The 25,944-nt window shown below is 49.7% G+C and carries 22 protein-coding genes and 1 pseudogene; 6 read left to right on the top strand and 17 right to left on the bottom strand.

Annotated features, from left to right (window positions below):
• Window positions 1–201: 201 nt before the first annotated feature.
• A pseudogene (gene espN, locus K7R23_RS20430) lies at window positions 202–3,599 on the top strand (type III secretion system effector EspN).
• Window positions 3,600–3,978: 379 nt separating this feature from the next.
• On the opposite strand, the gene espK reads toward espN, so the two are convergent.
• From espK to potA, 3 genes are all read right to left on the bottom strand, one after another.
• Window positions 3,979–5,340, bottom strand: a complete 1,362-nt coding sequence (gene espK, locus K7R23_RS20425) for a type III secretion system effector EspK (protein ID WP_012905490.1) — start codon at window positions 5,338–5,340, stop codon at window positions 3,979–3,981.
• A gap of 362 nt (window positions 5,341–5,702) precedes the next feature.
• Complete coding sequence (gene potB, locus K7R23_RS20420; RefSeq protein ID WP_012905491.1) at window positions 5,703–6,566, bottom strand: spermidine/putrescine ABC transporter permease PotB; 864 nt, start codon at window positions 6,564–6,566, stop codon at window positions 5,703–5,705.
• Window positions 6,550–7,686: a spermidine/putrescine ABC transporter ATP-binding protein PotA gene (gene potA / locus K7R23_RS20415; RefSeq protein WP_012905492.1), complete on the bottom strand. Its 1,137-nt coding sequence runs from the start codon at window positions 7,684–7,686 to the stop codon at window positions 6,550–6,552. Before potA ends, potB begins: the two co-directional genes overlap by 17 nt.
• Before the next feature lie 228 nt (window positions 7,687–7,914).
• On the opposite strand from potA, the gene pepT reads away from it, so the two are divergent.
• Both pepT and K7R23_RS20405 read left to right on the top strand, forming a co-directional pair.
• Entirely contained in the window at window positions 7,915–9,141 is a 1,227-nt protein-coding gene (pepT, locus tag K7R23_RS20410; protein WP_012905493.1) for a peptidase T, read from the top strand.
• Window positions 9,142–9,387: 246 nt separating this feature from the next.
• Window positions 9,388–10,368, top strand: a complete 981-nt coding sequence (locus tag K7R23_RS20405) for an IS110-like element ISCro4 family transposase (protein WP_012904434.1) — start codon at window positions 9,388–9,390, stop codon at window positions 10,366–10,368.
• Window positions 10,369–10,538: 170 nt separating this feature from the next.
• On the opposite strand, the gene roxA is transcribed toward K7R23_RS20405, so the two are convergent.
• The 9 genes from roxA to rluE all read right to left on the bottom strand — a co-directional run bounded on the left by roxA (window position 10,539) and on the right by rluE (window position 19,768).
• On the bottom strand, window positions 10,539–11,660 hold the full coding sequence (gene roxA / locus K7R23_RS20400) for a [50S ribosomal protein L16]-arginine 3-hydroxylase (protein WP_012905494.1): 1,122 nt from the start codon (window positions 11,658–11,660) through the stop codon (window positions 10,539–10,541).
• A 93-nt stretch (window positions 11,661–11,753) separates the two neighbouring features.
• A complete protein-coding gene (gene phoQ / locus K7R23_RS20395; RefSeq protein WP_012905495.1) occupies window positions 11,754–13,214 on the bottom strand; it encodes a two-component system sensor histidine kinase PhoQ in 1,461 nt (486 codons plus the stop codon).
• Entirely contained in the window at window positions 13,214–13,885 is a 672-nt protein-coding gene (gene phoP / locus K7R23_RS20390) for a two-component system response regulator PhoP (RefSeq protein ID WP_012905496.1), read from the bottom strand. The genes phoQ and phoP overlap by 1 nt, the downstream gene beginning before the upstream one ends.
• Before the next feature lie 433 nt (window positions 13,886–14,318).
• Complete coding sequence (locus K7R23_RS20385) at window positions 14,319–15,329, bottom strand: IS110-like element ISCro5 family transposase (protein ID WP_012904517.1); 1,011 nt, start codon at window positions 15,327–15,329, stop codon at window positions 14,319–14,321.
• 99 nt (window positions 15,330–15,428) lie between these two features.
• On the bottom strand, window positions 15,429–16,799 hold the full coding sequence (gene purB / locus K7R23_RS20380) for an adenylosuccinate lyase (protein ID WP_012905497.1): 1,371 nt from the start codon (window positions 16,797–16,799) through the stop codon (window positions 15,429–15,431).
• Window positions 16,800–16,802: 3 nt separating this feature from the next.
• Window positions 16,803–17,444 (bottom strand): high frequency lysogenization protein HflD, encoded by a 642-nt coding sequence (gene hflD / locus K7R23_RS20375; protein WP_012905498.1) that lies wholly within the window; start codon window positions 17,442–17,444, stop codon window positions 16,803–16,805.
• 34 nt (window positions 17,445–17,478) lie between these two features.
• Window positions 17,479–18,585 (bottom strand): tRNA 2-thiouridine(34) synthase MnmA, encoded by a 1,107-nt coding sequence (gene mnmA, locus K7R23_RS20370; RefSeq protein WP_012905499.1) that lies wholly within the window; start codon window positions 18,583–18,585, stop codon window positions 17,479–17,481.
• 54 nt (window positions 18,586–18,639) lie between these two features.
• Window positions 18,640–19,101 (bottom strand): NUDIX hydrolase, encoded by a 462-nt coding sequence (locus tag K7R23_RS20365; RefSeq protein WP_012905500.1) that lies wholly within the window; start codon window positions 19,099–19,101, stop codon window positions 18,640–18,642.
• 10 nt (window positions 19,102–19,111) lie between these two features.
• Window positions 19,112–19,768: a 23S rRNA pseudouridine(2457) synthase RluE gene (gene rluE / locus K7R23_RS20360; RefSeq protein ID WP_012905501.1), complete on the bottom strand. Its 657-nt coding sequence runs from the start codon at window positions 19,766–19,768 to the stop codon at window positions 19,112–19,114.
• A gap of 171 nt (window positions 19,769–19,939) precedes the next feature.
• Between rluE and icd the strand changes: the two genes are divergently transcribed.
• Window positions 19,940–21,190 (top strand): NADP-dependent isocitrate dehydrogenase, encoded by a 1,251-nt coding sequence (gene icd, locus K7R23_RS20355; RefSeq protein WP_012905502.1) that lies wholly within the window; start codon window positions 19,940–19,942, stop codon window positions 21,188–21,190.
• 206 nt (window positions 21,191–21,396) lie between these two features.
• Complete coding sequence (locus K7R23_RS20350) at window positions 21,397–21,600, top strand: hypothetical protein (protein WP_012905503.1); 204 nt, start codon at window positions 21,397–21,399, stop codon at window positions 21,598–21,600.
• A gap of 160 nt (window positions 21,601–21,760) precedes the next feature.
• Here the strand turns inward: K7R23_RS20350 and K7R23_RS20345 are convergent, their stop codons facing one another.
• The 5 genes from K7R23_RS20345 to bla form a co-directional block, all read right to left on the bottom strand.
• The gene (locus K7R23_RS20345) at window positions 21,761–22,318 is read right to left on the bottom strand and encodes a scabin-related ADP-ribosyltransferase (RefSeq protein WP_012905504.1); all 558 of its coding nucleotides are present in this window, start codon (window positions 22,316–22,318) and stop codon (window positions 21,761–21,763) included.
• 257 nt (window positions 22,319–22,575) lie between these two features.
• Complete coding sequence (locus K7R23_RS20340; protein ID WP_012905505.1) at window positions 22,576–23,337, bottom strand: hypothetical protein; 762 nt, start codon at window positions 23,335–23,337, stop codon at window positions 22,576–22,578.
• A gap of 1 nt (window position 23,338) precedes the next feature.
• Entirely contained in the window at window positions 23,339–23,536 is a 198-nt protein-coding gene (locus K7R23_RS20335; protein WP_012905506.1) for a hypothetical protein, read from the bottom strand.
• 409 nt (window positions 23,537–23,945) lie between these two features.
• A complete protein-coding gene (locus K7R23_RS20330) occupies window positions 23,946–24,236 on the bottom strand; it encodes a YdgH/BhsA/McbA family protein (protein ID WP_024132623.1) in 291 nt (96 codons plus the stop codon).
• A gap of 134 nt (window positions 24,237–24,370) precedes the next feature.
• Window positions 24,371–25,258: a CdiA/SED family class A beta-lactamase gene (gene bla / locus K7R23_RS20325; protein ID WP_012905508.1), complete on the bottom strand. Its 888-nt coding sequence runs from the start codon at window positions 25,256–25,258 to the stop codon at window positions 24,371–24,373.
• Between the two features lie 349 nt (window positions 25,259–25,607).
• Here bla and K7R23_RS20320 point away from each other — a divergent pair, with 349 nt between their 5' ends.
• A complete protein-coding gene (locus tag K7R23_RS20320; RefSeq protein ID WP_012905510.1) occupies window positions 25,608–25,934 on the top strand; it encodes a four-helix bundle copper-binding protein in 327 nt (108 codons plus the stop codon).
• Window positions 25,935–25,944 lie beyond the last annotated feature (10 nt).

Genomic DNA, 25,944 nt, shown 5'->3' with positions numbered 1-25,944 from the left:
TTAAATATAATTTTAATTACAACGAAAATTATGTTCGTTATTTCTGGACAAATCGTGGAGAATCATATTTTATGAATCGATATTCAGATTAATATGTTTTTGTTACTATAGTAATATGGCGTAATTAATGATTGTTTTGAAAAGACTCTCAACTGGCGTTTATTCATTGCATAGTACGTTATAAGAGGAAGTGGAATTTTAATGAAAATTACAAACTATATACTGTCAACAAGTAGTACTCATGGTTCATTCCCAACTATAAAATCATGGGACACAATGAATTATATTAAACATTTAATCAGACATACAAATGACCCTGTATTTGAAGAACAATTTTATAAAATAACACAATCTCATATTGACTTTGACAAAAGAGCTAAAGATGAAAAAAATGACACCATTAACATTTATGATAACTTTTTCTATTCATCTAATGATGATCTTGATTCTAAAATTAGAAGTATGTTAAATGATTTATATGAGAAAAGCTTAACTTTCCGAAGAATCATTAATTATTATGTGAAGGAAATAAACTTAACTGATTATGGCTTTCTAAAATGTAAGATTTTACCAGCATATGCTTATAACTATAAGATGGAAAATGATGCTCCCCCAAAAATACTAATTCCAATTGACCATAATTTAAATTTTATTGATGCAAAATATAATGGAGAAACTTATCGGGGAAATGAAGAGTTTGCTATTAATCTTTTTCTGCAGCATATATTACATAATGACATACAAGAACAAATATCGATAGACTTATACACGAGCATAATAAATAAAGAGTTGGATAGCAATAGAAAATCATACAATAATGAAATTTTTAACAATTTCTCTTTTGATAAGTCTGTAAAGTTGAATTCATATAACTATATTGCAGATGATATAGAGCAAGTAATCGATAAAGGAAGAAAAGTTCAATCGGAGGTATATAATTTATTATCCGAAGAAAAGATATTTGAACATAAAATTATGAATAATTGGACAAGGAGCATAAAAAATATATTGACGACATATTTGTTTATGTCATCAGGAGCGGTGACAGCCAGAAATGTTCAAACCTTTTCTCCAACAATAAATAATGAGTCAAGGATTCGATTGCCGAGAGCATTGCCAGTAGGCCATCCATATCCTGAGGAACATAAGGCTTCTGGTTTCTCCCCTTTTATGGGGGGGCTGAGTGGTGATATTCTTCCGGAATTTTTAACGGGGAATGGACCATCTATATTTTTTAACGGAAAACATAATAACCAACATGATGGAGCTTTTGGAAAAATAATAGATTTTACCCAAAATGGAAATAAAATAAGTGTAAAAGATAAAGAAATAATAAAAAGATATATTTTTGATAAAATCAATGTTTTGATTAAAGAGTATTTCATTAGGACTGGTAAAAATTCTCATACCCCATTTGAAGTTTTTATAAAGGAGCGATTATTTAATCAATATGATATTTTTAAAACATTAGCTAGAGATATATTGGCACACCCATTAGTAATATATGATGCGGGTTACAAAAATTATCATGAGTCATTAAATGCTGCTATTGCAATAAACGCTAGACCATTACAAGAAATACATTATGGTGATGTTTTATATCATTATCATAAAAATGACATCTCTTTGGGGTAGATACTCTTTACGGGAGGGAAAGTTTTGATATTGTACTGGATGCAATGAACGCATATAGAAAAAGTAAAAAAATGAGAGTTATTTCCAATAATGAGATGAAAAAAAAGTATTAAAATATCTGAATTGGTTATCCATAATATTATAAAGAAAGGATTGACTAATTGTTTACTTAAAAAGGATGTTCTTAATGCCAGATATGATCTTATTAGAGATATTCTTCGATATTCGTTAAATATACGACAGGGAATTAAACATAATGATGTTAATAGAATAGCGGAAAATATAATAAAAAAGTATGGTATAACTGAGGGTATGAATCCTAAACCTAGGAATGCCAGAATATCTAAAGAATTGCTTTTATTAGCTGTTGATAGACAGATTGAGTGGGCGAAAAAACATTTTATAACAAAAGATGTATTGGAAAATGTTGTGTCAAAATGTGATTTATCATCTATCTTTAATGTTAATAAAGTGCTTCAGAATACTATTCTTGAGTTTGTCCATGAAATTAATAATATATCATCTGCTCGCTGGATGTCAAAATCAGAAAAGAATAATAAACAAAAAGAGGCAATAGAAAAGTTCAAAAAAGAAGTATCCCATATGAATGGCGGGCAGCAGTTTATTTGGGGGTTGATAAGGTTATTCAAGAAGGCTTAAGTGGATTGATTGAGTTAAGTATCGATATTAATGATAGTACAAATCATCGTGATAAGTCTTCTCTTTCTCCTGATGGGAGAGCTGTGTTACATTTTTTAGGTACAATTTGGAATATGGCGATGGGAGCTGTACCTGGTTATAATGCATTGTCTGGTGTAAGTAGCATTTTACATAGTGCTATAGTAAAAGAATCTAGCAATATCTGTGATTATATTCAGGGGGCTGTACGTATTGGAATGGACTTTGTTCCTGGCACTCGCTCTGACTTACATAGCCGTTCGCTGCAGATAAAATATGAGGCTTTGAAGCATATAGAAAAAAACATTAATGATAATATTATTTATCATCCGAGTAATAATGCTAATTTCTACTCTGTAATTGAGTCAATTGATGGTAATGACTTTATATATAACGAAAAACAATCTAAAATATTAGAAATGAAACAGGATCGTGGGGGGAATAGATATAGTGCAGTAGACCTTAACTCTTCTAAGTATGGGTATTATGAGAAAGTTGGCGGTGGTTTTTATAGATATCTAGAATCCTTTAACCCCATATCTTCAGAGACACCAAATAGAATAGTCTACAAGGGGGAATCAGTAGATTTAACTAAGGAGCCAAATTCGGAATTATATTCAGGTAGGTATTCTATAAATAACAAACAGGTTAATGTTTATTTCTTTCGTGACGCTGATGGTACATTTTATAAATCAGAAGGTCTTCATGGTGGGGGAGTTATTAGATACATAGATAAACCGTATTCTCAGTTAAGAGAAGGAGATATTGGGTATGATGAGGATTTGTTGGATATATACGATGATTCTCCGGTGCTTGAAGACACGTTGCCTGCTTTATCTTCTGAAATAGTACCAACTCCAGAACATAGTATTAAACAAATTTATTCGAAAATTAAGGAGGGGCACATAGAACTGTCCGATTCAGACATCATATTGTGTCGCGGCACAACCGGTATTCAAGCTGAAAATATCGTTGAATATAAAACTGCTGGAGGGCTTCCTGATTCAAATCCAAATGTAAAAGCACCAGATGAATATATGGCACAACAGCAGGTACGTATTGGATGAATATTGCCTGAATACACATCGGATCTTAGCGTTGCTGATCGGTTTAGTCGTGAGCATTATCTAATAGTTGTTAAAGTAAAGGCAAAATATATCACACGAGGAAGTGTTACAGAGAGTGGTTGGGTTATAGATAAGACAGCACCTGTTGAACCACTTGCGATAATTGATAGAACTTTTGGTATGAAGGAAAATATCTCAATGGTAAATGCATCGAAATAGTTTTTTTACAATCTATGTCCTGCCTCCTCTGGTAAAAACGATGCTACTCTTGGGGATGTTGCACGTGCAGTACGGTGTTGACCGATATGTAGTGAAGTACACATCGGTCAACGAATTACCATTGTCAGCAATATCATCCTGATAAACTCAGTACTCGTGAGCCGCTTGATGACGGGCTGAATAGCCCAGGGTAAACGATCCGCATGGCAGTCCGTCGGAAAGCTGTTGCTTCATACGACCGCTTAAACCGTCAGTTAGTGTCAGTATCGCTGAAGATCAACTAGGCTTCTTTTGCTGATTTACTCTGTTTTTACCTGCCCTGATGAAATACTCTTTAATCATAACATTGATTATATCGAAAATATATTTTTTGCTATCATTAAGAATATTTATATGTGGAACCGGAGTATTTTGGACGGTAGTCTTTCCACTCTGGTGTATCTAATATTCTTTCTGCTGGTATCTCTTTGCCATGCAGATAAAATTTTATGTTTTTCATTATTTGGCTGTTGTCTTTATTACGGTAAATCCATCGTAATTCGCTGGCGGTAATACTCTGGCCATAGCCCTCTGACTTGTTAGCTATGAGTTTGAGTGAGTTGACAAGCTCATCCGCACAAAACATAACAGTTCTGTTGCGTATTAATGTTTGAAACTCTAGGCCTGCCTTGCTTGTTTTTGCCCATAACTTGTCTCGATTGTATACGGAAAGGTCGGCCATGATGACATTATAATTATTGTGATTTTTTAAGCACTGTTTAAATTTTGTTCCTCTTTCATGTTCATTTAATGCTCTTTTGATAAGCGAGTCTTGCTTATATTTACGGGGGGTTCTGGCGTCCCATACTGCGTTTGTTAATGTATTCTGAATTACAATATCTTTTTTGGAAAAGTCGTTAACCAGTTTGATGCTGTTGACAAGTTTTTCTCTGGGAGAGGATAGCCCATAGACAATGTCTCCCGGACGAAAATGCAAGGCAGCATCCAGTACGTTGCCCTGAAAAGTGATGTTTTTTTCTTTAATTACATCCGGAGAGAGTAGTACATTTTGTAAATCAAGATCCAGTCCATCAGGAACCCCTTCAGCTACGATGTTCCATGTAGTTTTCTGCTCCACATGAATGGTTACAGATCTCACACTGTCCGGCAGTTTCTCCGGCAGTATAATATTGCTACATCCAGTCAGAGATAGCGTCTGCAGTGACGGTGATATCAGGCTGTCAATTCTGGCCTGATTTTCCGGGGTATAACTATTGATGCTGAGAGATGATAACCCATTTGGAACATTTTTTATGCCGTCTGTGGCGTAACCTCTGATCTCAAGATGACGGACACTCTCTGGCACTCCAGATATATGGCAGTGGCAAACCGTCAGGGCATCGATGCCTTCAGATATGATGTGTATAAATGGTGAATCAGTTAATTCAATATGTAGATTTTTTACTGTCGATGGTATGTCTGTGATTTGTAATTTTTCACAGTTAATGACGGACAGGTTTTGTGTATTAACCGGTAATCCTGTAAGGGTGATCAGGTTATTGCAATTTTCGATTGTAACTGATGTTATTTCGTTTGGTAACTGTGGCAGATACTCAATATCACAATCTTTGATATATAAACGACCACTGGCCCGCGCTTCTTCTATCTGAGTTGGTGTGATTTCGCTTTTGATGCCTGCTGATGTTTCAGCGGAATAGGAGCAGAATGTCCCGGACGGTCGTAATTGCGATGTAGGAAGCATTGATAAATTCCATTTTTAGAAGTAAATAACAGTGTAAGTTCTATCCATACTACTAATTAACAAGCTAATTTTAACAACCAGCAAAGCCAAGGTGTCAATATTAGAAAAGAGAGTTATATCTCAAAATCAACAGACTGTTGATTTTAACTTTTGCGAATACTTTCTCCAGTCCGTCATACATGGATTAGGATTGCTCATTTTTATGCCATTTGTTGTTTTTTATAGCGATTTGCTAAAAGGGAGAAGAAAAAACGTTCTCCAAAATTAGATTGCAACTGTTTGATTTTATGGATAGAGGCATGCTGTTTACTAGACAGTAAAAAGCATGCCAAATTTGCTATTAACCTTTTGAATATAAAGCACTAATTATCTATTTCTGTTGCCTTCTTGTTCAGCAGTCGGGACGCACGCCAGTAAACCAGCAGCATCAGGCCCATGACGATCGTCAGCGTAATGCTGGTCGCCGCGCCAAACGGCCAGTCGCGAATATTAAGGAACTGCACTTTGATCACGTTACCGATCAGCAGGTTTTTCGCCCCGCCCATCAGATCCGAGACGTAAAACAGCCCCATCGCGGGCAGCATCACCAGCAGACAACCGGCAATAATCCCCGGCATGGTCAACGGAATAATAATACGGATAAAGGTCTGCAGCTTACTGGCGCCCAGATCTTTTGCCGCCTCCAGCAGCGGTTTGTCGAGCTTTTCAATGCTGGAGTAGAGCGGCATCACCATAAACGGCAGCAGAATATACACCAGACCGATAATCACCGCGCCCGGAGTAAACATGATGCGGATCGGCGTGTCGATTACCCCCAGCCACAGCAGGAACTCGTTCAGGTATCCCTTTGTGCTGAGGAAGATTTTCAGCCCGTAGATACGGATCAGCGAGTTGGTCCAGAAAGGGACAATCAGCAGAAACAGCAGCAGCGGGCGCACCTTCTGCGGCAGTTTCGCCAGAAACCAGGCGAAAGGGTAGCCCAGCGCCAGGCAGGCGAGGGTGGCGATCAGCGCCATATTCAACGAGTGCAGCAGCACCTGGAAATAGAGCGGATCGAGCAGGCGCGCATAGTTATCCAGCGTAAAGACCATTTTGACGAAACTGGCGTCGTCGCGGGTCAAAAAGCTGGTGCCAATGATCATCAGGTTAGGCAGAAAGACAAACAACACAAGCCAACCGACGATAGTGACGATCACTACATTCTGGAACTTACTTGTGTTCTTCATCTGCCAGTACGACCTCCCAGCTTTCTACCCAGTTGACGGCCATTTTTTGATCGAGCGAGTGGTCAAAGTCCGGATCGTCTTCGTTGAAGAATTCGCTGACCATGACCATCTTGCCATTTTCCAGCTCCACAACCGACTCAAGGGTCATACCCTTGTAGTTGCGTTCACGCACGTAGCCGATCAGCCCTTCGATGGGTTTATCGTCGTTAATTTCTTCTACGCGCAGATCTTCTGGACGCAGCAGAACATGCAGCTTCTGCCCTGGCTCAACGGCGAAATTGACGTAGATATTGCATTCCCGCCCCTCTACGTTAGCACGAACCCGCTGGGCGTCCAGACGTTCGATAACGGTCGCGTTAAACATATTGATCTCGCCGATGAAGCCAGCGACGAACAGGTTTTTCGGCTCTTCGTAAATCTCACGCGGGGTGCCGTCCTGCTCAATACGCCCGTCGCGCATCACCACAATGCGGTCGGACATGGTCAGCGCTTCTTCCTGATCGTGGGTGACGAAAACGAAGGTAATGCCAAGCTTTCGCTGCAACGCTTTCAGCTCGTTCTGCATCTGCTTTCGCAGCTTGTAATCCAGCGCCGAAAGGGACTCATCAAGCAGCAGCAGACGCGGTTTATTGACCACCGCCCGGGCGATGGCGACGCGCTGCTGTTGGCCGCCGGAGAGCTGATGCGGTTTACGCTGAGCGAACTCCTCCAGTTGCACCATCCGCAGCGCTTCAGTAACGCGCGGGGCGATATCGGCCGCAGGGGTTTTCTGCATGCGTAACCCAAACGCCACGTTTTCAAATACGGTCATGTGCGGGAATAACGCATAGCTCTGGAAAACCGTGTTCACATAACGATTTTCCGCCGGAACGTGGGTGATATCCTGATTATCCAGTTTGATATGGCCGGTATCCACGGTTTCCAGACCGGCAATCAGGCGCAGCACGGTTGTTTTACCACAGCCAGAAGGGCCGAGCAGCGTGAGGAACTCGCCATTATTGATGGTCAAGTCCAGCTGGGAAATGACCTCTTTGCCATCGAAGCTTTTGCTTATGCCGGATAAAAGCACCAGCGGTGAAAGCGAACGCGGTTGTTTATTCAATTTTTTACTCTGTCCCATGTAGACGCAACGGATGGCTGACCGATGCGGGGTTTGTGATTGACCACCCTGGTGACTCTTAATGAGGGCGGACATTCTACGGCAAACCACTGTAATCGCCAATCCTTGTTATAGTCAGTAAGGGTCGGAAGAGAAATATTCTCGTTTGCGGGGATAAAAGTGACCTGACGCAATATTTGTCTTTTGTGGCTTCCTGATAATGTTGTCACAAATAGTGAGGGTGACTGCATGGATAAACTACTTGAGCGTTTTCTACACTACGTTTCATTGGATACCCAATCGAAGGCGGGTGTAAGACAGGTTCCCAGTACTGAGGGACAGTGGAAATTATTACATTTGCTCAAACAACAGCTCGAAGAGATGGAGCTGGTCAATGTGACGCTAAGTGACAAAGGGACGCTTATGGCAACGCTGCCGGCGAACGTTCCCGGCGATATCCCAGCCATTGGTTTTATTTCCCATGTGGATACCTCACCCGATTTCAGCGGTAAAAACGTCAATCCGCAGATCGTTGAAAATTATCGCGGCGGCGATATCGCGCTCGGTATTGGCGATGAGGTGCTGTCGCCCGTAATATTCCCGGTGCTGCATCAGCTGCTGGGACAAACGCTGATTACCACCGATGGTAAAACGCTGCTCGGCGCGGACGACAAGGCGGGCATTGCGGAAATCATGACCGCGCTGGCGGTGCTGAAGGAAAAAAATATTCCGCATGGCGATATTCGCGTGGCGTTCACGCCGGATGAAGAGGTTGGTAAAGGGGCGAAACATTTTGATGTCGCGGCGTTTGGCGCGCAGTGGGCGTATACCGTCGACGGCGGCGGTGTGGGGGAGCTGGAGTTTGAAAACTTCAATGCGGCATCGGTGAATATCAAAATCGTCGGCAACAACGTGCATCCCGGCACCGCTAAAGGGGTTATGGTCAATGCGCTGTCGCTGGCGGCGCGCATTCATGCTGAGGTGCCGGCGGACGAAAGCCCGGAAGCCACCGAGGGCTATGAGGGCTTTTATCATCTGGCCAGCATGAAAGGCACCGTCGATCGTGCCGATATGCACTACATCATCCGTGATTTCGACCGTAAGCAGTTTGAGGCGCGTAAGCGTAAGATGATGGAGATCGCCAAAAAGGTCGGAAAAGGGCTGCATCCGGACTGCTACATCGAACTGGTGATTGAAGACAGCTATTACAATATGCGTGAGAAGGTGGTTGAGCATCCGCATATTCTGGCTATCGCCCAGCAGGCGATGCGCGATTGCGATATTGAGCCGGATATGAAGCCGATTCGCGGCAGCACCGACGGCGCGCAGCTTTCGTTTATGGGGTTACCGTGCCCGAACCTGTTTACCGGCGGCTACAACTATCACGGCAAACATGAGTTTGTCACCCTCGAAGGGATGGAGAAGGCGGTGCAGGTGATTGTGCGTATCGCTGAGTTAACCGCGAAGCAGCCGTAGTTTTGTTGATGGCGGATAGCCTGATGGCGCCGCTGTCGCGTCTTATCAGGCCTTGTATTATCCCTTCAGTGCAGGGAGAACCGGCCAGTTCTCTCTGCCATGCGGTCCGCATGCCGTATCAGGCCTCAGGCTAATAACCTGTGACGTAGATTTATGCAGCGGACCGCCGTTCTCCACAAGTGACAAACCGGACAGTATCATGGACCGGTTTTCCCGGTAATCCGCATTCACAAGGCTGGTCTCACTATGGAACAGGAACTTCATTTTATCGGTATCGATGTCTCTAAAGCTAAGCTGGATGTCGATGTGTTGCGGCCTGATGGCCGTCACCGCAGCAAAAAATTTGCCAACACCCCGAAGGGCCACGACGAACTTCTCCGCTGGCTCAGCGGTCATCGCGTGGCACCGGCACATATCTGCATGGAAGCCACCAGTACGTATATGGAAGACGTTGCCGCTCATCTCAGTGATGCCGGTTACACCGTCTCCGTCATCAACCCCGCCCTGGGTAAAGCCTTTGCACAGAGTGAAGGTCTGCGCAGCAAAACCGATGCAGTGGATGCCCGTATGCTGGCAGAGTTCTGTCGTCAGAAGCGCCCTCCGGCGTGGGAAGCCCCGCATCCGGTTGAACGGGCCCTGCGGGCTCTGGTGCTGCGCCATCAGTCGCTGACGGACATGCACACGCAGGAGCTGAACCGCCTGGAGACAGCGCGTGAGGTGCAGCGTCCGAGTATAGACGCCCATCTGCTGTGGCTTCATGCCGAACTTAAGCGCATCGAAAAGCAGATAAAGGACCTGACGGATGATGACCCGGATATGAAGCACCGCAGGAAGCTGCTGGAAAGTATCCCGGGCATCGGGGAGAAAACGTCCGCGGTATTACTGGCTTATACCGGTCTGAAGGAGCGCTTCACCCATGCCAGGCAGTTCGCCGCTTTTGCGGGTCTGACGCCGCGGCGGTATGAATCAGGCAGCAGTGTGAACAGGGCCAGCCGGATGAGTAAAGCCGGACATGCGTCGCTTCGCAGGGCGCTGTATATGCCTGCGATGGTGGCGGTAAGTAAAACGGAATGGGGAAGAGCGTTCCGTGACCGTCTGGCAGGGAACGGTAAAAAAGGGAAAGTGATAATCGGTGCGATGATGCGCAAGCTGGCGCAGGTGGCGTACGGTGTTCTGAAGTCAGGCGTGCCGTTCGATGCGTCCCGGCATAATCCGGTAGCAGCGTAAAATATGGTGGAAGGGATGAAAAAACAGCGCCTGACGGCGCTGTGACTGGTATGCCTGCAATCTGGTAAGGCGGAAAATAAAAAAGCTTGCAGGCGATAACAGTATCTACGGGATTTGTAGGCCGGATAAGCGAAGCGCCATCCGGCAATCATCAGGCATCCACGTAAATCTTACCCCTCGAAGAACCAGTAGCCGCTGTTGACCAGCGCTGCCAGCATCGCCAGGAAAGAGGGATCTTCCAGCGCATCGCCAAAGTTTTCGCCGGTCAGCACGATATGGCTGGCGAGCGCCTCCAGCGCCGGACGGTGTGGAGAATCGATCTTCTCGCCGTTGGCATACACCTCATCACCGATGCGCAGTACCCGCAGCCCGCCGAGACGCACCAGCACATCGCCTTGCTTCAGGGCATCGTAGATTTCGTCCGGCTGGTACGGCGGTTCCGGCGGCGCGATATCCAGTTCATGACGCGACTGGGAGATAAACTCGCCAAACCACTGCCTGAAGTGCTCCGGCTGGTTAATCAGGTCGAGCATCATCGCCCGCAGCTTGTCCATCTCCTGCGGCAGCACGTCGGCCGGGTGCTCCCGCGGCGGCAGGTCCGGGTCGCTGTAGTAGGTGCTGCCCAGTTCACGTTGCAGCACAAAGTCGGCGAAACCGCTGATCAGCTCACGGGTATTCGGCGCGCGGAAGCCGACGGAGTAGTTCATCGCGTTTTCCAGCGCGTAGCCTGCATGCGGGAAGCCCGGTGGAATATAGAGAATATCGCCCGGCTCCAGCTCTTCATCAATAATCGCTTCAAACGGATCGACCTGGAGCAGGTCCGGATGCGGACAATGCTGCTTCATTTGCTGCTTTTCCCCCACGCGCCAGCGACGGCGGCCGGTTCCCTGAATAATAAACACATCGTACTGGTCCAGATGCGGACCAACGCCGCCGCCCGGCACAGAGAAGGAGATCATCAGATCGTCAATCCGCCAGTCCGGCAGGGCGCGGAAGGGACGCATCAGCGCGGCGGTGGGCTCATGCCAGTGGTTAACAGCCTGCACCAGCAGCGACCAGTTGCTCTCGCCGAGATGGTCATAGCTTTCGAACGGACCGTGGCTGACCTGCCATTTGCCATCCTGATGGCTTACCAGACGGCTATCAACTTCGCTTTCCATCGCCAGTCCCGCCAGCTCATCAGGCGAAATGGGATCGATGAAGTTATTAAAGCCGCGCTTCAACACCACCGGGCGTTTTTGCCAGTGACGTTCAAGAAAGTCGGGCCAGTTGAGGGGTAATTGATATTCCATTTTGCGCATCCACAGGCTGTTGGTTGCCACCGATTATAACGGATGCGTAACAGGATGAATGCAGTTAGCGCATATTTATTGCTTCGCGTTGCCTTAGCCGTCCTTCTGCCCCGGCTGCTGTCGGCCAAAAATGACCTCCATACGCGCTCCGCCCAGTAAACTGTCGCCAGCGATAATTCTGCCGTCATACTGTTCGGCGATCTCCCTGGCAACCGCCAGACCCACCCCCTGGCCTGGCCGCAGGGTATCCACGCGCTGGCCGCGATCGAACACCAAATCGCGCATGCTTTGAGGAATTCCCGGCCCGTCATCTTCCACCACAATGTACAGATGATCGTCGGTCTGGCGCGCCGAGATCTCCACAAACTCCAGACAATATTTGCAGGCGTTATCCAGCACGTTGCCCATCACTTCGACAAAGTCGTTTTGTTCGCCGACGAAGCTGATTTCCGGTGAAATATCGAGGTTGATGGTAACGCCTTTACGCTGGTAAACCTTGTTCAGCGCCGACGTCAGGTTATCGAGCAATGGCGCGACCGGATGTAGTTCCCGGCTGAGCAGCATGCCGCCGCGCATATTGGCGCGGTGCAGGTAATAGCCGATCTGCTGGGAAATACGGCTGATCTGCTCAAGCATAACCGGCTCGGCTTCGCTGACGCTCAACTTCTCGCTGCGCATTGAACGCAGCGTGCTTTGCAGCACGGCCAGCGGCGTCTTCAGGCTGTGCGTAAGATCGGTAAGCGTGGTGCGATATTTGTCGTAGCGTTCGCGTTCGCTCTTCAGCAGGCGATTCAGGTTGCGTACCAGACTGGTCAGCTCACGGGTGGTTTCCGGGTTTAGCTGTTCACGATTGTGTTCTTCCAGCTCGCGCACTTCGCGCGCCAGCGCTTCGATCGGGCGCAGGCTCCACCAGGCAGCGACCCACAGCAGGGGAATCACCAGCAGCAGGTTGGCCGCCAGCACATAGATAAACCAGCTCCAGACCATATAAGAGCGTTTAAGCTCAACGGGGATGGTATCGACCACGACGATCGTCAACTGCGGCATACGCGCCGTCGCGGGATAGACGTTCACCGCCACCGAGTGGGTCATTTCCGCATCGTCGTCATCTTCCCGCACCTCTTTTAACTGCTCCTGAATCGTGTGATCGTCGTTTAGCAGGGTGCTGGTGGCGTCAATATCCGCTTCTATTTCATGAAAGCCGTTGCTTTTTAGCCAGTCAGGCTGAATAAGCTTAACCAGCCAGGGAACGTTGCGCTGGGCCCACAGGAGTTTTCCGTTTTCGTTGTAAATCAGGGCGATGGTGGGACTTTGCATGTCGAGATTTTCCGGAAGCTCGACGTGGATCTGCTGCTTTTCCCATTTCGAGAGGGTATAAAACAGGTTACTTTCGCCGCGCAGCAGGCGAAACGTGGTCTTATCAAAGCTGACGCTGTAGCCCACCAGCGCAACCGCGCCATAGGCCAGCGAGAGCACCAGCACCACCCCCGCGGTACCCAGCAGGAAGCGCAGGCGCAGGGAGAGCGGGAAAAGATGACGCAACAGTTTATTCATTAGCGCAGTTCAAAAAGATAACCCTGACCACGCACCGTGGTAATGACATCGTCCGGATACTGCGCCTGAATTTTCTTGCGCAGACGCCCCATCAGTACATCGATGGTATGGCTTTCCCGCAGCTCTGCGTCCGGGTAGAGCTGTAACATCAAGGCGTCCTTACTGACCACTTTACCGTTATTACGGATCAGCGTTTCCATAATGGTGTATTCGAACGCGGTCAGTTTGATCACCTCATCGTTGATCGACAGCTCCCGGCGCGAGAGATCGACCTGGAAGGGCGGGATAGAGATAATTTGCGAAGCATGGCCGCTGTTGCGACGCATCAGCGCCTGCATGCGCGCCACCACTTCTTCGATATGGAAAGGTTTAGTGACGTAGTCATCCGCACCAGCGCTCAGCACTTCCACTTTATCCTGCCAGCCTTCACGCGCGGTGAGCACCAGCACCGGCAGAGAAACGTCATTGCCGCGCCAGCGGCGGATCAGGGAAAGGCCGTCTTCATCCGGTAACCCGAGATCGACAATCGCGATATCTGGCAGATGCTCGTTAAGATAATAATCGGCCTCTTTGGCATCTTCCGCGTCATCAACCTGATGTCCCGCATCCTGAAGTTGCACCTTCAGGTGGTGACGTAGTAACGCATTATCCTCAACAACCAGAACGCGCATCATCTTTTCTCCCTCAGTTAACGGTATGGACAGTTTAACGCTGATTATGTTGCTGTGGGGATAAACATTTTATAAACCAGGGGGAGGGAAATGCCGGATGGACTCCGGCATCGGGAGAATGGCTGGCCGGATCGGATGCTTTGGCATCGTTATCCGTATATGGACACCTCCCGTTATGCAAGCCACTAATCATGTTTTGTGTAACGGGAGTAAGATGCTTTCGTATATCCGGCCTTTCTTTCGGCACCGTCGTGCCCGGCCATGATGTTATCTGCACACCTGGTTCCATTCGGCCTGACGGCTTTGCTTCGCAGGGAGCCTTCGGATAAACCGGAGTTTTCAGGTGTCGGTCTTACCTGTTACACATTTGTGCTTAATGACTCTGCAATCTCACGACAGGATTATTCTTTTCTCTCACTCTTACCGTTTCGTTCTACATCACGCGATATTCTTCTTCCCGACTCAGCACGGCCCACGCGATACGGGCATTTTTGTTCGCCATGGCGACCGTTGCGACATTCCTGTTACGTCTTTCTGCCACTGACTGCAGCCACTGGCTTCGACGGTCTTCCTTGTTACCGCAGGCATTCAGTACTGCACGCGCTCCGTGGATCAGCAGCGTTCGCAGGTAGCTGTCACCCCGCTTACTGATGTGACCCAGCCGGTTTTTTCCGCCGCTTGAGTGCTGCCCGGGAACCAGCCCCAGCCAGGCCGCCATTTCACGTCCGTTTTTAAACTGTCTTGCATTACCCACTGCTGCAACCAGCGCGCTGGCGGTTACCGGGCCAATCCCGCTGATCTCCTGAAGCCGCCTGATACGGTCATCGTCCTGCGCCAGCTGTTTAAGCCGCCGGTCATAACGCGCCAGTCGGTCATCCAGTATCTGCAATTCCTCCGCTAACTCGCACAGCAGACGGATAAAGCGGTTATCCCATTGTTCCTGCTGAGAAAGTATCTCCGGCAGGGCTCGTCTGAGCGCGGCAAGCCCGACAGGAAGCACAAGGCCAAACTCGCCCAGCATGCCGCGTATCTCGTTGCTGAGCGCCGTTCTGTCGCGAAGCAGGCGGGCACGAACCCGGTGCTCTGCCTGCATGCTCTGTTGCGCTTCAGATTTAACGGCAACATAGCGCATACCGGGCCTGCTGACGGCCTCGCAGATAGCTTCGGCATCATTGGCATCGTTTTTGTTGCCCTTCAGATAAGGCTTAACGAACCGGGGCGGGATAATACGGACAGAGTGCCCGAGTCGGGTCAACTCTCTGGCCCAGTAATGCGAGGAGCCGCAGGCTTCGATACCAATAAGACAGGGCTCAAGCCGGGCGAAAAAGACAAGCATCTGTGAACGGCGCAGTGTTTTACGGAGAACAACGCGTTCATGGTGATCAACGCCATGAAGCTGAAAAACCAGCTTTGCGAGATCGAGGCCAATACGTTTAATATTCATGTGGACACCTCCCCCTGGGAACTGAAGTTAACACCTCAGTCTGGCACTAATGATGCCGTAAGGTGGGAGGTGTCCATCACATCGGCCTGGTCGTATGGCTTATTTCAGCTCATCGACCATCGTCACCGCGCGGCCAATATAGTTCGCCGGGGTCATCGCTTTCAGACGCGTTTTTTCCTCTTCCGGCAGCGCCAGACCATCGATAAACTGCTTCATACCTTCGGCATCAACGCGTTTGCCGCGGGTCAGCTCTTTCAGTTTTTCGTACGGTTTTTCAATGCCATAACGACGCATCACGGTCTGAATCGGCTCCGCCAGCACCTCCCAGTTATGATCCAGCTCGTCCAGCAGACGATCGCGGTTCACTTCCAGCTTGCTTACCCCTTTCAGGGTGGACTGATACGCGATCAGCGCATAGCCAATGCCCACGCCCAGATTACGCAGAACGGTGGAGTCGGTCAGATCGCGCTGCCAGCGCGACACCGGCAGTTTGCTGGCCAGATGCTGGAGAACGGCGTTTGACAGACCCAGGTTGCCTTCGGAGTTTTCGAAGTCGATAGGGTTAACCTTATGCGGCATAGTGGAAGAACCAATCTCGCCGGCAATGGTTTTCTGCTTAAAGTGGTTCAGGGCGATGTAGCCCCAGACGTCGCGATCGAAATCGATCAGAATGGTGTTAAAACGGGCGACGCAGTCGAACAGCTCGGCGATATAGTCGTGCGGTTCAATCTGGGTGGTGTATGGATTCCACTGAATGCCCAGCGAGGTAACGAACTCTTCGCTGAACTGATGCCAGTCGACTTCCGGATAGGCCGCGATATGCGCGTTATAGTTACCGACGGCGCCATTGATTTTGCCGAGAATTTCCACCTGGTTCAGCTGGCGGAACTGGCGCTCCATGCGGTAAGCCACGTTCGCCATCTCTTTACCCATCGTGGACGGCGTCGCCGGCTGCCCGTGGGTTCGGGAGAGCAGGGGGATGTCGCGGTACTGTACGGACAGATCTTTCACCGCGTCGATCATTTTGCGCCAGTACGGCAGGATCACCTCATCGCGCGCGGTTTTCAGCATCAGCGCGTGCGACAGGTTGTTGATATCTTCCGAGGTGCAGGCGAAGTGGATGAATTCGGAAACCGCATGCAGTTCCGGGATATCCGCCACTTTTTCTTTCAGGAAATACTCAACTGCCTTGACGTCGTGGTTGGTGGTGCGCTCGATCGTTTTAATACGTGCGGCATCTTCTTCACTGAAGTTAGCCACGATTGCGTCGAGGAAACCGTTTGCGTCGGCAGCAAAAGCAGGAACTTCCTTGATCGCTGCGTGCGCGGCCAGTTTTTGCAGCCAGCGTACTTCTACCTGTACGCGGAATTTCAGCAAACCGTATTCGCTGAAAATCCCGCGCAGCGCGCTGACTTTATCGCCGTAGCGTCCATCGACAGGGGAAACGGCGGTCAGTGAGGATAATTCCATAGATCACAACTCCGGGGTTAAATGAGCAAGAATTTGTTTTGCCTGTGTGGCCAGGCGATTACGGGAAAACATTAACTGCAGACGGCCCCCGCCAACCTGCTGCCAGAGCACGGCGGCGCGAATACCGGCCAGAAGTGAGGCGCGTACCTTTGCCTGCACCTGCGGGCTTTGCAGTACGGCTGGCGAACCGGTCACCTGAATGCGCGGCCCCAGCGGGCTGATGACATCGACATAAATCCCCGCCATCGCGCTCATCAGCGTTTCTGACTGGAGGTCAAAATGTTCAAGCTGGCGCTGCAGGCCGTTGATGCGATCGCCCAGCGTGTCGAGCGCGCCTCTGGCGGCGGAGAGTTTGCGCTCCAGCACCATCAGGCTCAGGGTATAGCGGGTCAGCTCCGCGTTCAGTCCCTGACGACTGCTGGCGTTAAGCACGGCGAGGATGGTTTCCAGACCGAGACGCAAATTGGCCTCGCTGCCGCCGAACACGCCCAGCGTCGAGCTGGGATTCATATCAATAACGCTGTTGAGTGAGACGTGGAGCGCATCGGCATCACAGTGCCCTTGGTGCGCCAGCTGCTGCACCAGGCGTGCCGACTGGCAAATACCGGCCAGTGCGAGGGTGATGTCATAGTAATTTTTTGCCACGTTCACTGCTTCCTTGTTATTGGTGAGGTAAAAATTATGCCGGCAGCGGTAAACGCTGTTCGATAATGCCGCCGCCGAGGCACACTTCGCCGTTGTAAAACACTGCCGACTGACCCGGCGTCACCGCCGCCACCGGCTCGTCAAAAATCACTTCAATACGGTCATTGTCCAGCGCCTTCACTGTGCAGGGAATATCGGTCTGACGATAGCGGGTTTTCACCGTGCAGCGCATTGTGCCGGTGAACGGCAGGCGATCGACCCAGTGGAGCTGCTGCGCGATCAGGCCGACGGACATCAGGCGCGGATGATCGTGCCCCTGAGCGACAATCAGGATGTTGTTCTCAACGTCCTTGTCCACCACGTACCACGGATCTTCGGTGCCCTCTTTGGTGCCGCCGATGCCAAGTCCTTTACGCTGACCCAGCGTGTGATACATCAGTCCCTGGTGCTGACCAATCTCGTCGCCGTCGACGGTAACGATTTTGCCCGGCTGCGCGGGCAGATAACGGCCAAGGAATTCGCGGAACTTACGCTCGCCGATAAAGCAGATGCCGGTGGAGTCTTTTTTCTTTGCGGTGACCAGTTCCAGATCTTCGGCGATTTTACGCACCTGCGGCTTGGAGAGTTCGCCGACCGGGAACAGGCTCTGCGCGATCTGCTCATGACCCAGCGTATAGAGGAAGTAGCTCTGGTCTTTGTTGCCGTCGAGCCCGCGCAGCAGGCGGCTTTTGCCGTCCACGTCGGCGCGGCGCACGTAGTGGCCGGTGGCGATATAGTCGGCGCCTAAATCTTCCGCGGCGAATTCGAGGAACGCTTTAAATTTGATCTCTTTATTGCACAGAATGTCCGGATTCGGCGTGCGTCCCGCTTTGTACTCTTCAAGGAACAGCTCAAAGACGTTATCCCAGTACTCTGCGGCAAAATTGACGGTGTGCAGTTCAATACCGAGCTTGTCGCAGACCGCCTGCGCGTCGGCCAGATCGGCCGCCGCGGTGCAGTATTCCTCACCGTCGTCCTCTTCCCAGTTCTTCATGAACAGACCTTCTACCTGATAACCCTGTTGTTGCAACAGCCAGGCGGAAACAGAGGAGTCGACACCGCCGGACATGCCGACGATCACTTTTTTTGGGCTTTCAGACATTGGAATACTCACGACATTGAACTTCAAGGCGGCGTATTCTAGCACGCACCCCTTTTAGTTGACACCCTCTGTAAATGGCCAGTTAAACTCACCGATCAGCGCCAGCGGATAACGTTCGCCTCGCTGGTAGCTGCGGATACTCTCGGCCACCAGCGGCGATCGCAGGTTCGGCGCAGCAAGAATCTCCTCTGCGCTGACCCAGCGGCAGCAGTCGATATCGCTGTCATGGGGTTCGGTGTCGCACATATTGGCAAGTTCAATGGCAAACAGAAAACGCAGGAAGGGCGTTTTGTCCGGCGCAATCCACTGATGCATGCGAATAAAGTGCTGAGGCTGCGCGTGGATGCCGGTTTCTTCCCACAGTTCGCGCGCGGCGGCCTGCGCCAGCGTCTCGTCAGCCTCCAGATGGCCGGCAGGCTGGTTCCACAGCGCTTTGCCGTTAATAGTTTCTTCGACAACTAAAAATTTGCCTTCTGCATGGACGATGCAGGCGACCGTAACGTGCGGTTTAAACATGGCTTATCCTTTATTCTCCGGTAATATCCCGCCATTCGCCGTTAGCAAGATTATCCAGCGTGTAATCGCCCATTGCGTAGCGAATCAGCCTTAGCGTCGGAAAGCCGACATGCGCGGTCATACGCCGCACCTGCCGGTTACGCCCTTCATATAAGGTGATTTTCAGCCAGCGGGTAGGGATGGTTTTTCGCTCGCGGATCGGCGGGTTGCGCGGCCATAGCCAGTCAGGCTCCGCTACAAGCTCGACGCCGGCGGGCAGGGTGGGACCATCGTTCAGCGTGACGCCATTGCGCAGTGCGTTCAGCGCTTCCGCCGTGGGGTCGCCTTCAACCTGCACAAAGTAGATTTTGCCGGTCCGCTTGCCGGGCTGCGTCAGGCGCGCCTGCAGCGCGCCGTCGTTGGTCAGCACCAGAAGCCCTTCACTGTCCCGGTCAAGGCGACCCGCGGCATAGACCCCCTGAACGGGAATAAAATCCTTCAGCGTCCGGCGTCCCGCCTCGTCAGTAAACTGAGGCAAAACATCGTAAGGTTTATTGAATAAAACCACGCGTTTTGGCTGGTTTTCCCTACGCCGCTTAGTGACTTGTCGTTGGCTGAATCGCTCAACCCGGTGATTTCTAAAAGAAGTTTTTTGCATGGTATTTTCAGAACTTATCAATTGCCGCATTATAGCCTAATCACGAGCGTCTTTCATGGCGGCGAACATTAGGGTAGTATTGACATGCTCATTACAAAACATTAACAAAAAATTGCTCTAACGCATTCGTGCAGCAGGACGCAATGGCACATGCAGCGCGATGACAGACGAGCAAACCAGAAGCGCTCGAAGGAGAGGTGAATGGAAAGCAAAGTAGTTGTTCCGGCGGAAGGTAAGAAGATCACCCTGCAAAACGGCAAACTCAACGTTCCTGAGAATCCGATTATCCCGTTTATCGAAGGCGACGGTATCGGTGTTGATGTAACCCCTGCCATGCTCAAAGTGGTCGATGCCGCGGTCGAGAAAGCCTATAAAGGTGAGCGTAAAATCTCCTGGATGGAAATTTACACCGGTGAAAAATCCACCCAGGTTTATGGTCAGGACGTCTGGCTGCCCCCTGAAACCCTGGATCTGATTCGTGAATACCGCGTGGCGATTAAAGGCCCGCTGACCACCCCGGTTGGCGGCGGCATTCGCTCGCTGAACGTGGCGCTGCGTCAGGAACTTGATCTGTACGTTTGCCTGCGTCCGGTACGCTATTACCAGGGCACTCCAAGCCCGGTGAAACATCCGGAACTGACCGACATGGTTATCTTCCGTGAAAACTCCGAAGACATCTACGCCGGTATTGAATGGAAAGCGGACTCTGCGGACGCGGAGAAGGTAATTAAATTCCTGCGCGAAGAGATGGGCGTGAAGAAAATCCGCTTCCCTGAGCACTGCGGTATCGGTATTAAGCCGTGCTCTGAAGAAGGGACCAAGCGTCTGGTTCGCGCGGCAATTGAATACGCCATCACCAACGACCGTGACTCTGTGACCCTGGTGCACAAAGGCAACATCATGAAGTTCACCGAAGGCGCGTTTAAAGACTGGGGCTACCAGCTGGCGCGTGACGAGTTCGGCGGCGAGCTGATTGACGGCGGTCCGTGGGTGAAGATCAACAACCCGAACACCGGCAAAGAGATCGTCATTAAAGACGTGATTGCCGATGCGTTCCTCCAGCAGATCCTGCTGCGTCCGGCGGAATATGACGTTATCGCCTGTATGAACCTGAACGGCGACTATATCTCCGACGCGCTGGCGGCGCAGGTCGGCGGTATCGGTATCGCGCCGGGCGCGAACATCGGCGACGAGTGCGCGCTGTTCGAAGCGACCCACGGCACCGCGCCGAAATATGCAGGTCAGGACAAAGTAAACCCGGGCTCCATTATTCTTTCCGCTGAGATGATGCTGCGCCACATGCAGTGGTTCGAAGCCGCAGACCTGATTGTTAAAGGCATGGAAGGGGCAATTGCCGCGAAAACCGTGACCTATGACTTCGAGCGTCTGATGGAAGGCGCTAAACTGCTGAAATGCTCAGAGTTTGGCGACGCGATTATCGCCAATATGTAATCCAGTCTCTGGGTTAAACAATAACGGGAGCCGGCTGGTTCCCGTTTTTTTGCGTGTTACCCTATTTTTTGCACGCTTAGCGTCGTGTCCTTATTTCAAACTACGTGACGATTAAATAGGATTAATATATGTAAATTTTTCTTGCAACAGTGGCGTTTGGATGATTAAGTATTGATTAATATTAATTTCTACACAAGGATAAGTGTATGAGTAATCCAGGACCGCTTGTATTTTTTCTTTTAATGATATTTCTTGTCATTCCAGGGGCATTGCTGACGCTGTTATTTATCTGGCAGGCCGTTTATAAAAAAAATAAAAAGGGATTACGCCATGTTTTTAGCATTCTGGCATGGCTGTCGGGCGCGTTTTTATTTTTTATCGTAGTGTGGGGCTATGGTTCGTTCATGTAGTCATTATGCTGAGAGGGGGGCCAGAGCGAAGATTTTCCATCTGCCATGAGGAAATACCTGAGCGTTCTGGCCGCAGAAAGTGCCGCGAGCAATGTTCTCTGCTCGCGGCCCGTCTTAATTCACTCTGAGCGACAGCGCGCTGGCCATTATCATCATGAGGCTAAATTCGGGCGGGCATGGGTTCCCATCTTAATTCATCTTCCTGGGGGGCGGGAACTAATATGACATTATTAAAGAAATCAAGCCCGCTCATAAAGCCAATAACAGCGTTTGCCGGAATCCCGCCCAGCTTTGACCATTCTCTTTGCGCCCGGAAATTATTAGTTTGACTAAATCTGTCAAACATATCATTCACATCAAAGAATTCTCCGGTTGTTAAGGCTATATGGGTATCTATTTTATAAATACGCGATCTGGTCAGCATTTCACCCATTCGACCATCGCCAAAACGTGAATATGCCTGAAATGAAGATGTCGATACATATTGACTTTGTAATTTTGCTGCGTTGCCTGTATCAAGCACACCTTTGACATGTTCAAAAATATTTATGTTTCCCTGAGGATTCCATGGCTGAAAGCCTGTTTGCGCAATAACTTGCGGGTCGCGGCCATCTAAGCGATAAACAAACGACGGAAGGCTTTTTCGGGACAGTAATCTTTTGAATGTTCTCCATTTGGATGGCGCTCTATTTCTTTTGATGTCATATTGAGTCAACATATAGATGTCCTTATTTAATTGCTAACAGGAATATTATAATTCCTGTGAATTACTTTCCTTAAATCCTGGTGTATTTTACGATCATGCCCTTGCCGTGTGAAATTTTTTATTTGCCGGGGCGAGGGTAAATAGTCAGACAGATGCGGATAATGAATAACTTTCGGTTGGCGTGATCAGAAGAATGCCTGCACAAACTTTATTTTGCGCAGGCGAGAGGATACACCTTTTATTGTGCGATAAGCTCCGGTTCTGCTGCGCTACTCTGAGCGCTGCGCCAGCGACAGCGCGCTGGCGCTGGCGGGATCGAAGAGTGAAAGACTTTCAATTTGATCCAGCATAATCACCTTTCTGAAAGCCATAGCGCTTTTGGGTTCTGAATCGAGCGTAATATCATGCTCGGCATACCATCTGCTGTAATTGTGCTCAATGCACAGATCCATCTTCTTTCCGTCGCGGTAGCCGCTCAGCATCGGGATCAGGACGATATTTGCCGTCTTCTCATATTCCAGCGTCGCGGTATGGATCATGCCGACATAAATTCGTCGTGACTTCAGCGTGACCAGCGCCAGTTCGCCTTCCTCCATACACTGATAGAGCAGTTGTTCAATACCGCTCGATCGCGCCAGGCGTTTATACAGCTGTTTGCGGCCTTCGCCATCCAGCCGGGCGCTGCCCGCCCAGTTAGAACGATAAAGACAGAACAGAATAGCGAATGCCAGCATGACCACCACCGGTGCCTGGATGCCAAGAAAGCTCCAGTTCATAAACTCAACCTGCCAGTTGGCGTAGTGCTGCGACGTAAAGTGATAGGTATTGTCAGCGGCAGAAAGCGCAAGCAGTAACAGCCAGAGCAGCCCGGTGGCAATGACGCCCTGTAAAACGAAGACGCAGCCATACAGCGCGACGAGAAAATAGACGTCCCAGCCGAAGGAGCGCTTAATTTTAAAGCGGGTGGAAAGGTCGCGGCTGGTGTACCAGTAGCCGCACACCATCAGCACCATAAATATTGCCGTACCCATATTAAGCCCTCTTCAGGGCGTTAACATGGCGCAGGAAGTCCTGACGCACCTCTCTGCTTTTGAAGTTGACTGAAGCATTACCATCCTGGTCGATAATGATGCGATCGCCATCCTCTACGGCCTCAATAATTTCCTGCTGGCTCATCACCTGCAGCAACGACTCAGGGCTTGAGAAGATAGACATAAATACACGTCTCATCGTATGAATCCTCATAAGCAAAAGGGATAAGCCTGGCAGAACAATGATGACCCTGCCTTAAGGTTAAACTGAAATCGTTTACTTATGGTGATGACCCGCATCAGCGCAAATAATAAGCAAACGAATAGTAATGACCATTTTCTTCAGACCACAGGTATTGCATGGGTTATGTGAGTTATGTATCATCCACGCCGTTATCACTGATAGGTAAATTCTTAATCAGTTAAAGGTAACGGCTAACCGCCATTAGCTCATCAGGAAGAGCGAACGACTTTTGTTGTAGGGAACGGGGTTCGAGGCCTCGATGGCGGCCCAAATTTTACAGGCCCGGATAAATATCCGGGCCTTTTTCTTTTGCGGCAGCAGGAAAAACCACGCCATATAGCGTGGTTTAATGCCAGATATGAGCTTATTTTTTGGCGTCGTTATAAATATCGGCGACCGCTTCAAAATTAGGGCCATGCTGACGGGCGGCAATAATATGGTAATATTTCCCGCCTTTTTCATCCGTCAGTTTTGAAAGCTCTTCACGAAGATCGCTTGGCGAGGAAATAGCGCCGCCGCTCTGCGAAACGTTAACGGTTCCCACTTTTTCCAGCTTGAAGTGATCAACTTCTTCTTTTGAAACCTGGTCAGCGGCGATAGCGCTGAAAGAGAAGGCAGAGACAAGCAGGGTAGTTGCGAAAGCAATTTTTTTCATATCGAGCGCATCCTTGTTTAGTTGACTGGTGAGAGATAATTCACTCATTTTTAGTGTAGACCAATTCTCCAGCGAGGCGCTGTTTTCTCAGCAGATGCCGCCTGGTATCTGCTGAAATAAGACGCTCTGTGTTATTAACGGCCTTCCGTAACGATTTTCGCCGCGGCGGCAAGCACGTCCTTACGCCATTTCGCATCCTGCTGTCGCTGCGTAAAATAGGTCACCAGAATGAGCGGGGGGCGATTTTCCGGCCAGATAATCGCGATATCATTGGTGGTGCCATACTCTCCGGCGCCGGTTTTATCGCCAACTACCCAGTGGGCGGGAACGCCGGCGCGAATGCTTTGACCGCCGGTGGTATTGCCTTTCAACCATGCCACCAGCTGGGCACGCTGCGTGTCGGCCAGCGCATCGCCCAGCGTCAGGTTACGCAGGCTGTCAGCCATCGCCCGCGGCGAGGAGGTGTCGCGTTCATCACCCGGAATGGCGGTATTCAGCTCGGGTTCCTGGCGATCCAGACGGAAAGTGGTATCGCCCGTCGAGCGTGCGAATGCCGTGACCTTGCCAGGACCGCCCAGATGCGCAATCAGTTTATTCATGGCGGTATTGTCGCTGTATTGCAGCGTCGCTGCGCTTAGCTCAGCTAACGTCATCTCTTTGCCGACATATTTTTCCGTTACCGGATTCCAGTTCGTCAGGTCGGCTTTTTTAATCGGTATTTTTTGCTGCAAAATAGCGGGGCGGGTTTCGCTTTGTTTTAACACCGCGGCGGCGACCATCACTTTACTGGTGCTGCACATCGCGAACCGTTCGTCACCCCGGTACAGCAGTTGTGAATTATCGGCGGTATTAATTAGCGCAACGCCCAGACGCCCCCCCGATTGTTTTTCCAGCGCCGCCAGCTTCTGCTGAACCTGCTGTGCGTCTGGCTGCGCCTGCGCCCAAAGCGATGCGCTGCCAACAACGAAGGGCATCATCGTAGCGGCGATAAGCACCGTCCGGCGAAACCGGTTTTTAAACATCAGTACTCTCCTTGATAAGAAATAAAAGGGAAATGGCGCAGGCGGTTTCATGGTGCGGAAATCACCTGGTCCGGCCAAAAATAAGAGAACGAAAGCGCGTTATTGATTTCCGGCAGTCGACTATCCGCTCTCTGCGTTTGTCTGGCAAGCGAGAAGAATTTGTCCTGCACGAAAGAAAAACTTATTAGTATTCGTTATGCGTTTTTTTCCCTCTCAATACGCGATGCGCTTACGTTTTATGCGCGCCTCGCCCGTCGGGGGCAAATCAATAAAACGGCGTTGTTACCTGGCGAGGTGAGGCATTCTGTGCAGACTTATCTACTCCCGTTAATAAAATAAGGAGCGAGTTATGCAACAAGAGTACCGTGAATGTATTGAAATGTGTTACGCGTGCGCGGCGGCATGCGATTACTGCGCTGCGTCCTGTCTGAAAGAACAGGATGTCGACATGATGAAAAATTGTATCCGGCTGGATACGCAATGTGCCGCGATGTGCCGTCTGGCGGCGCAGTTTATGGCGCTGGGCAGCGACTATGCCAGCCAGATCTGTCGACTCTGCGTGGAACTGTGTAAAGCCTGCGCGCAGGAGTGTGCCAGACATGAACATCAGCACTGTCAGGATTGCGCTCGCGCCTGCAATGCCTGCGCGGATGCGTGCCTGAAAATGGCCGCCTGACAGCCCTCAC

Source organism: Citrobacter rodentium NBRC 105723 = DSM 16636, from assembly GCF_021278985.1.
Taxonomy (GTDB): Bacteria; Pseudomonadota; Gammaproteobacteria; order Enterobacterales; family Enterobacteriaceae; genus Citrobacter_A; species Citrobacter_A rodentium.
The sequence above is the reverse complement of the archived record's forward strand: the minus strand, read 5'-3'. Positions and strand labels throughout refer to the sequence as shown.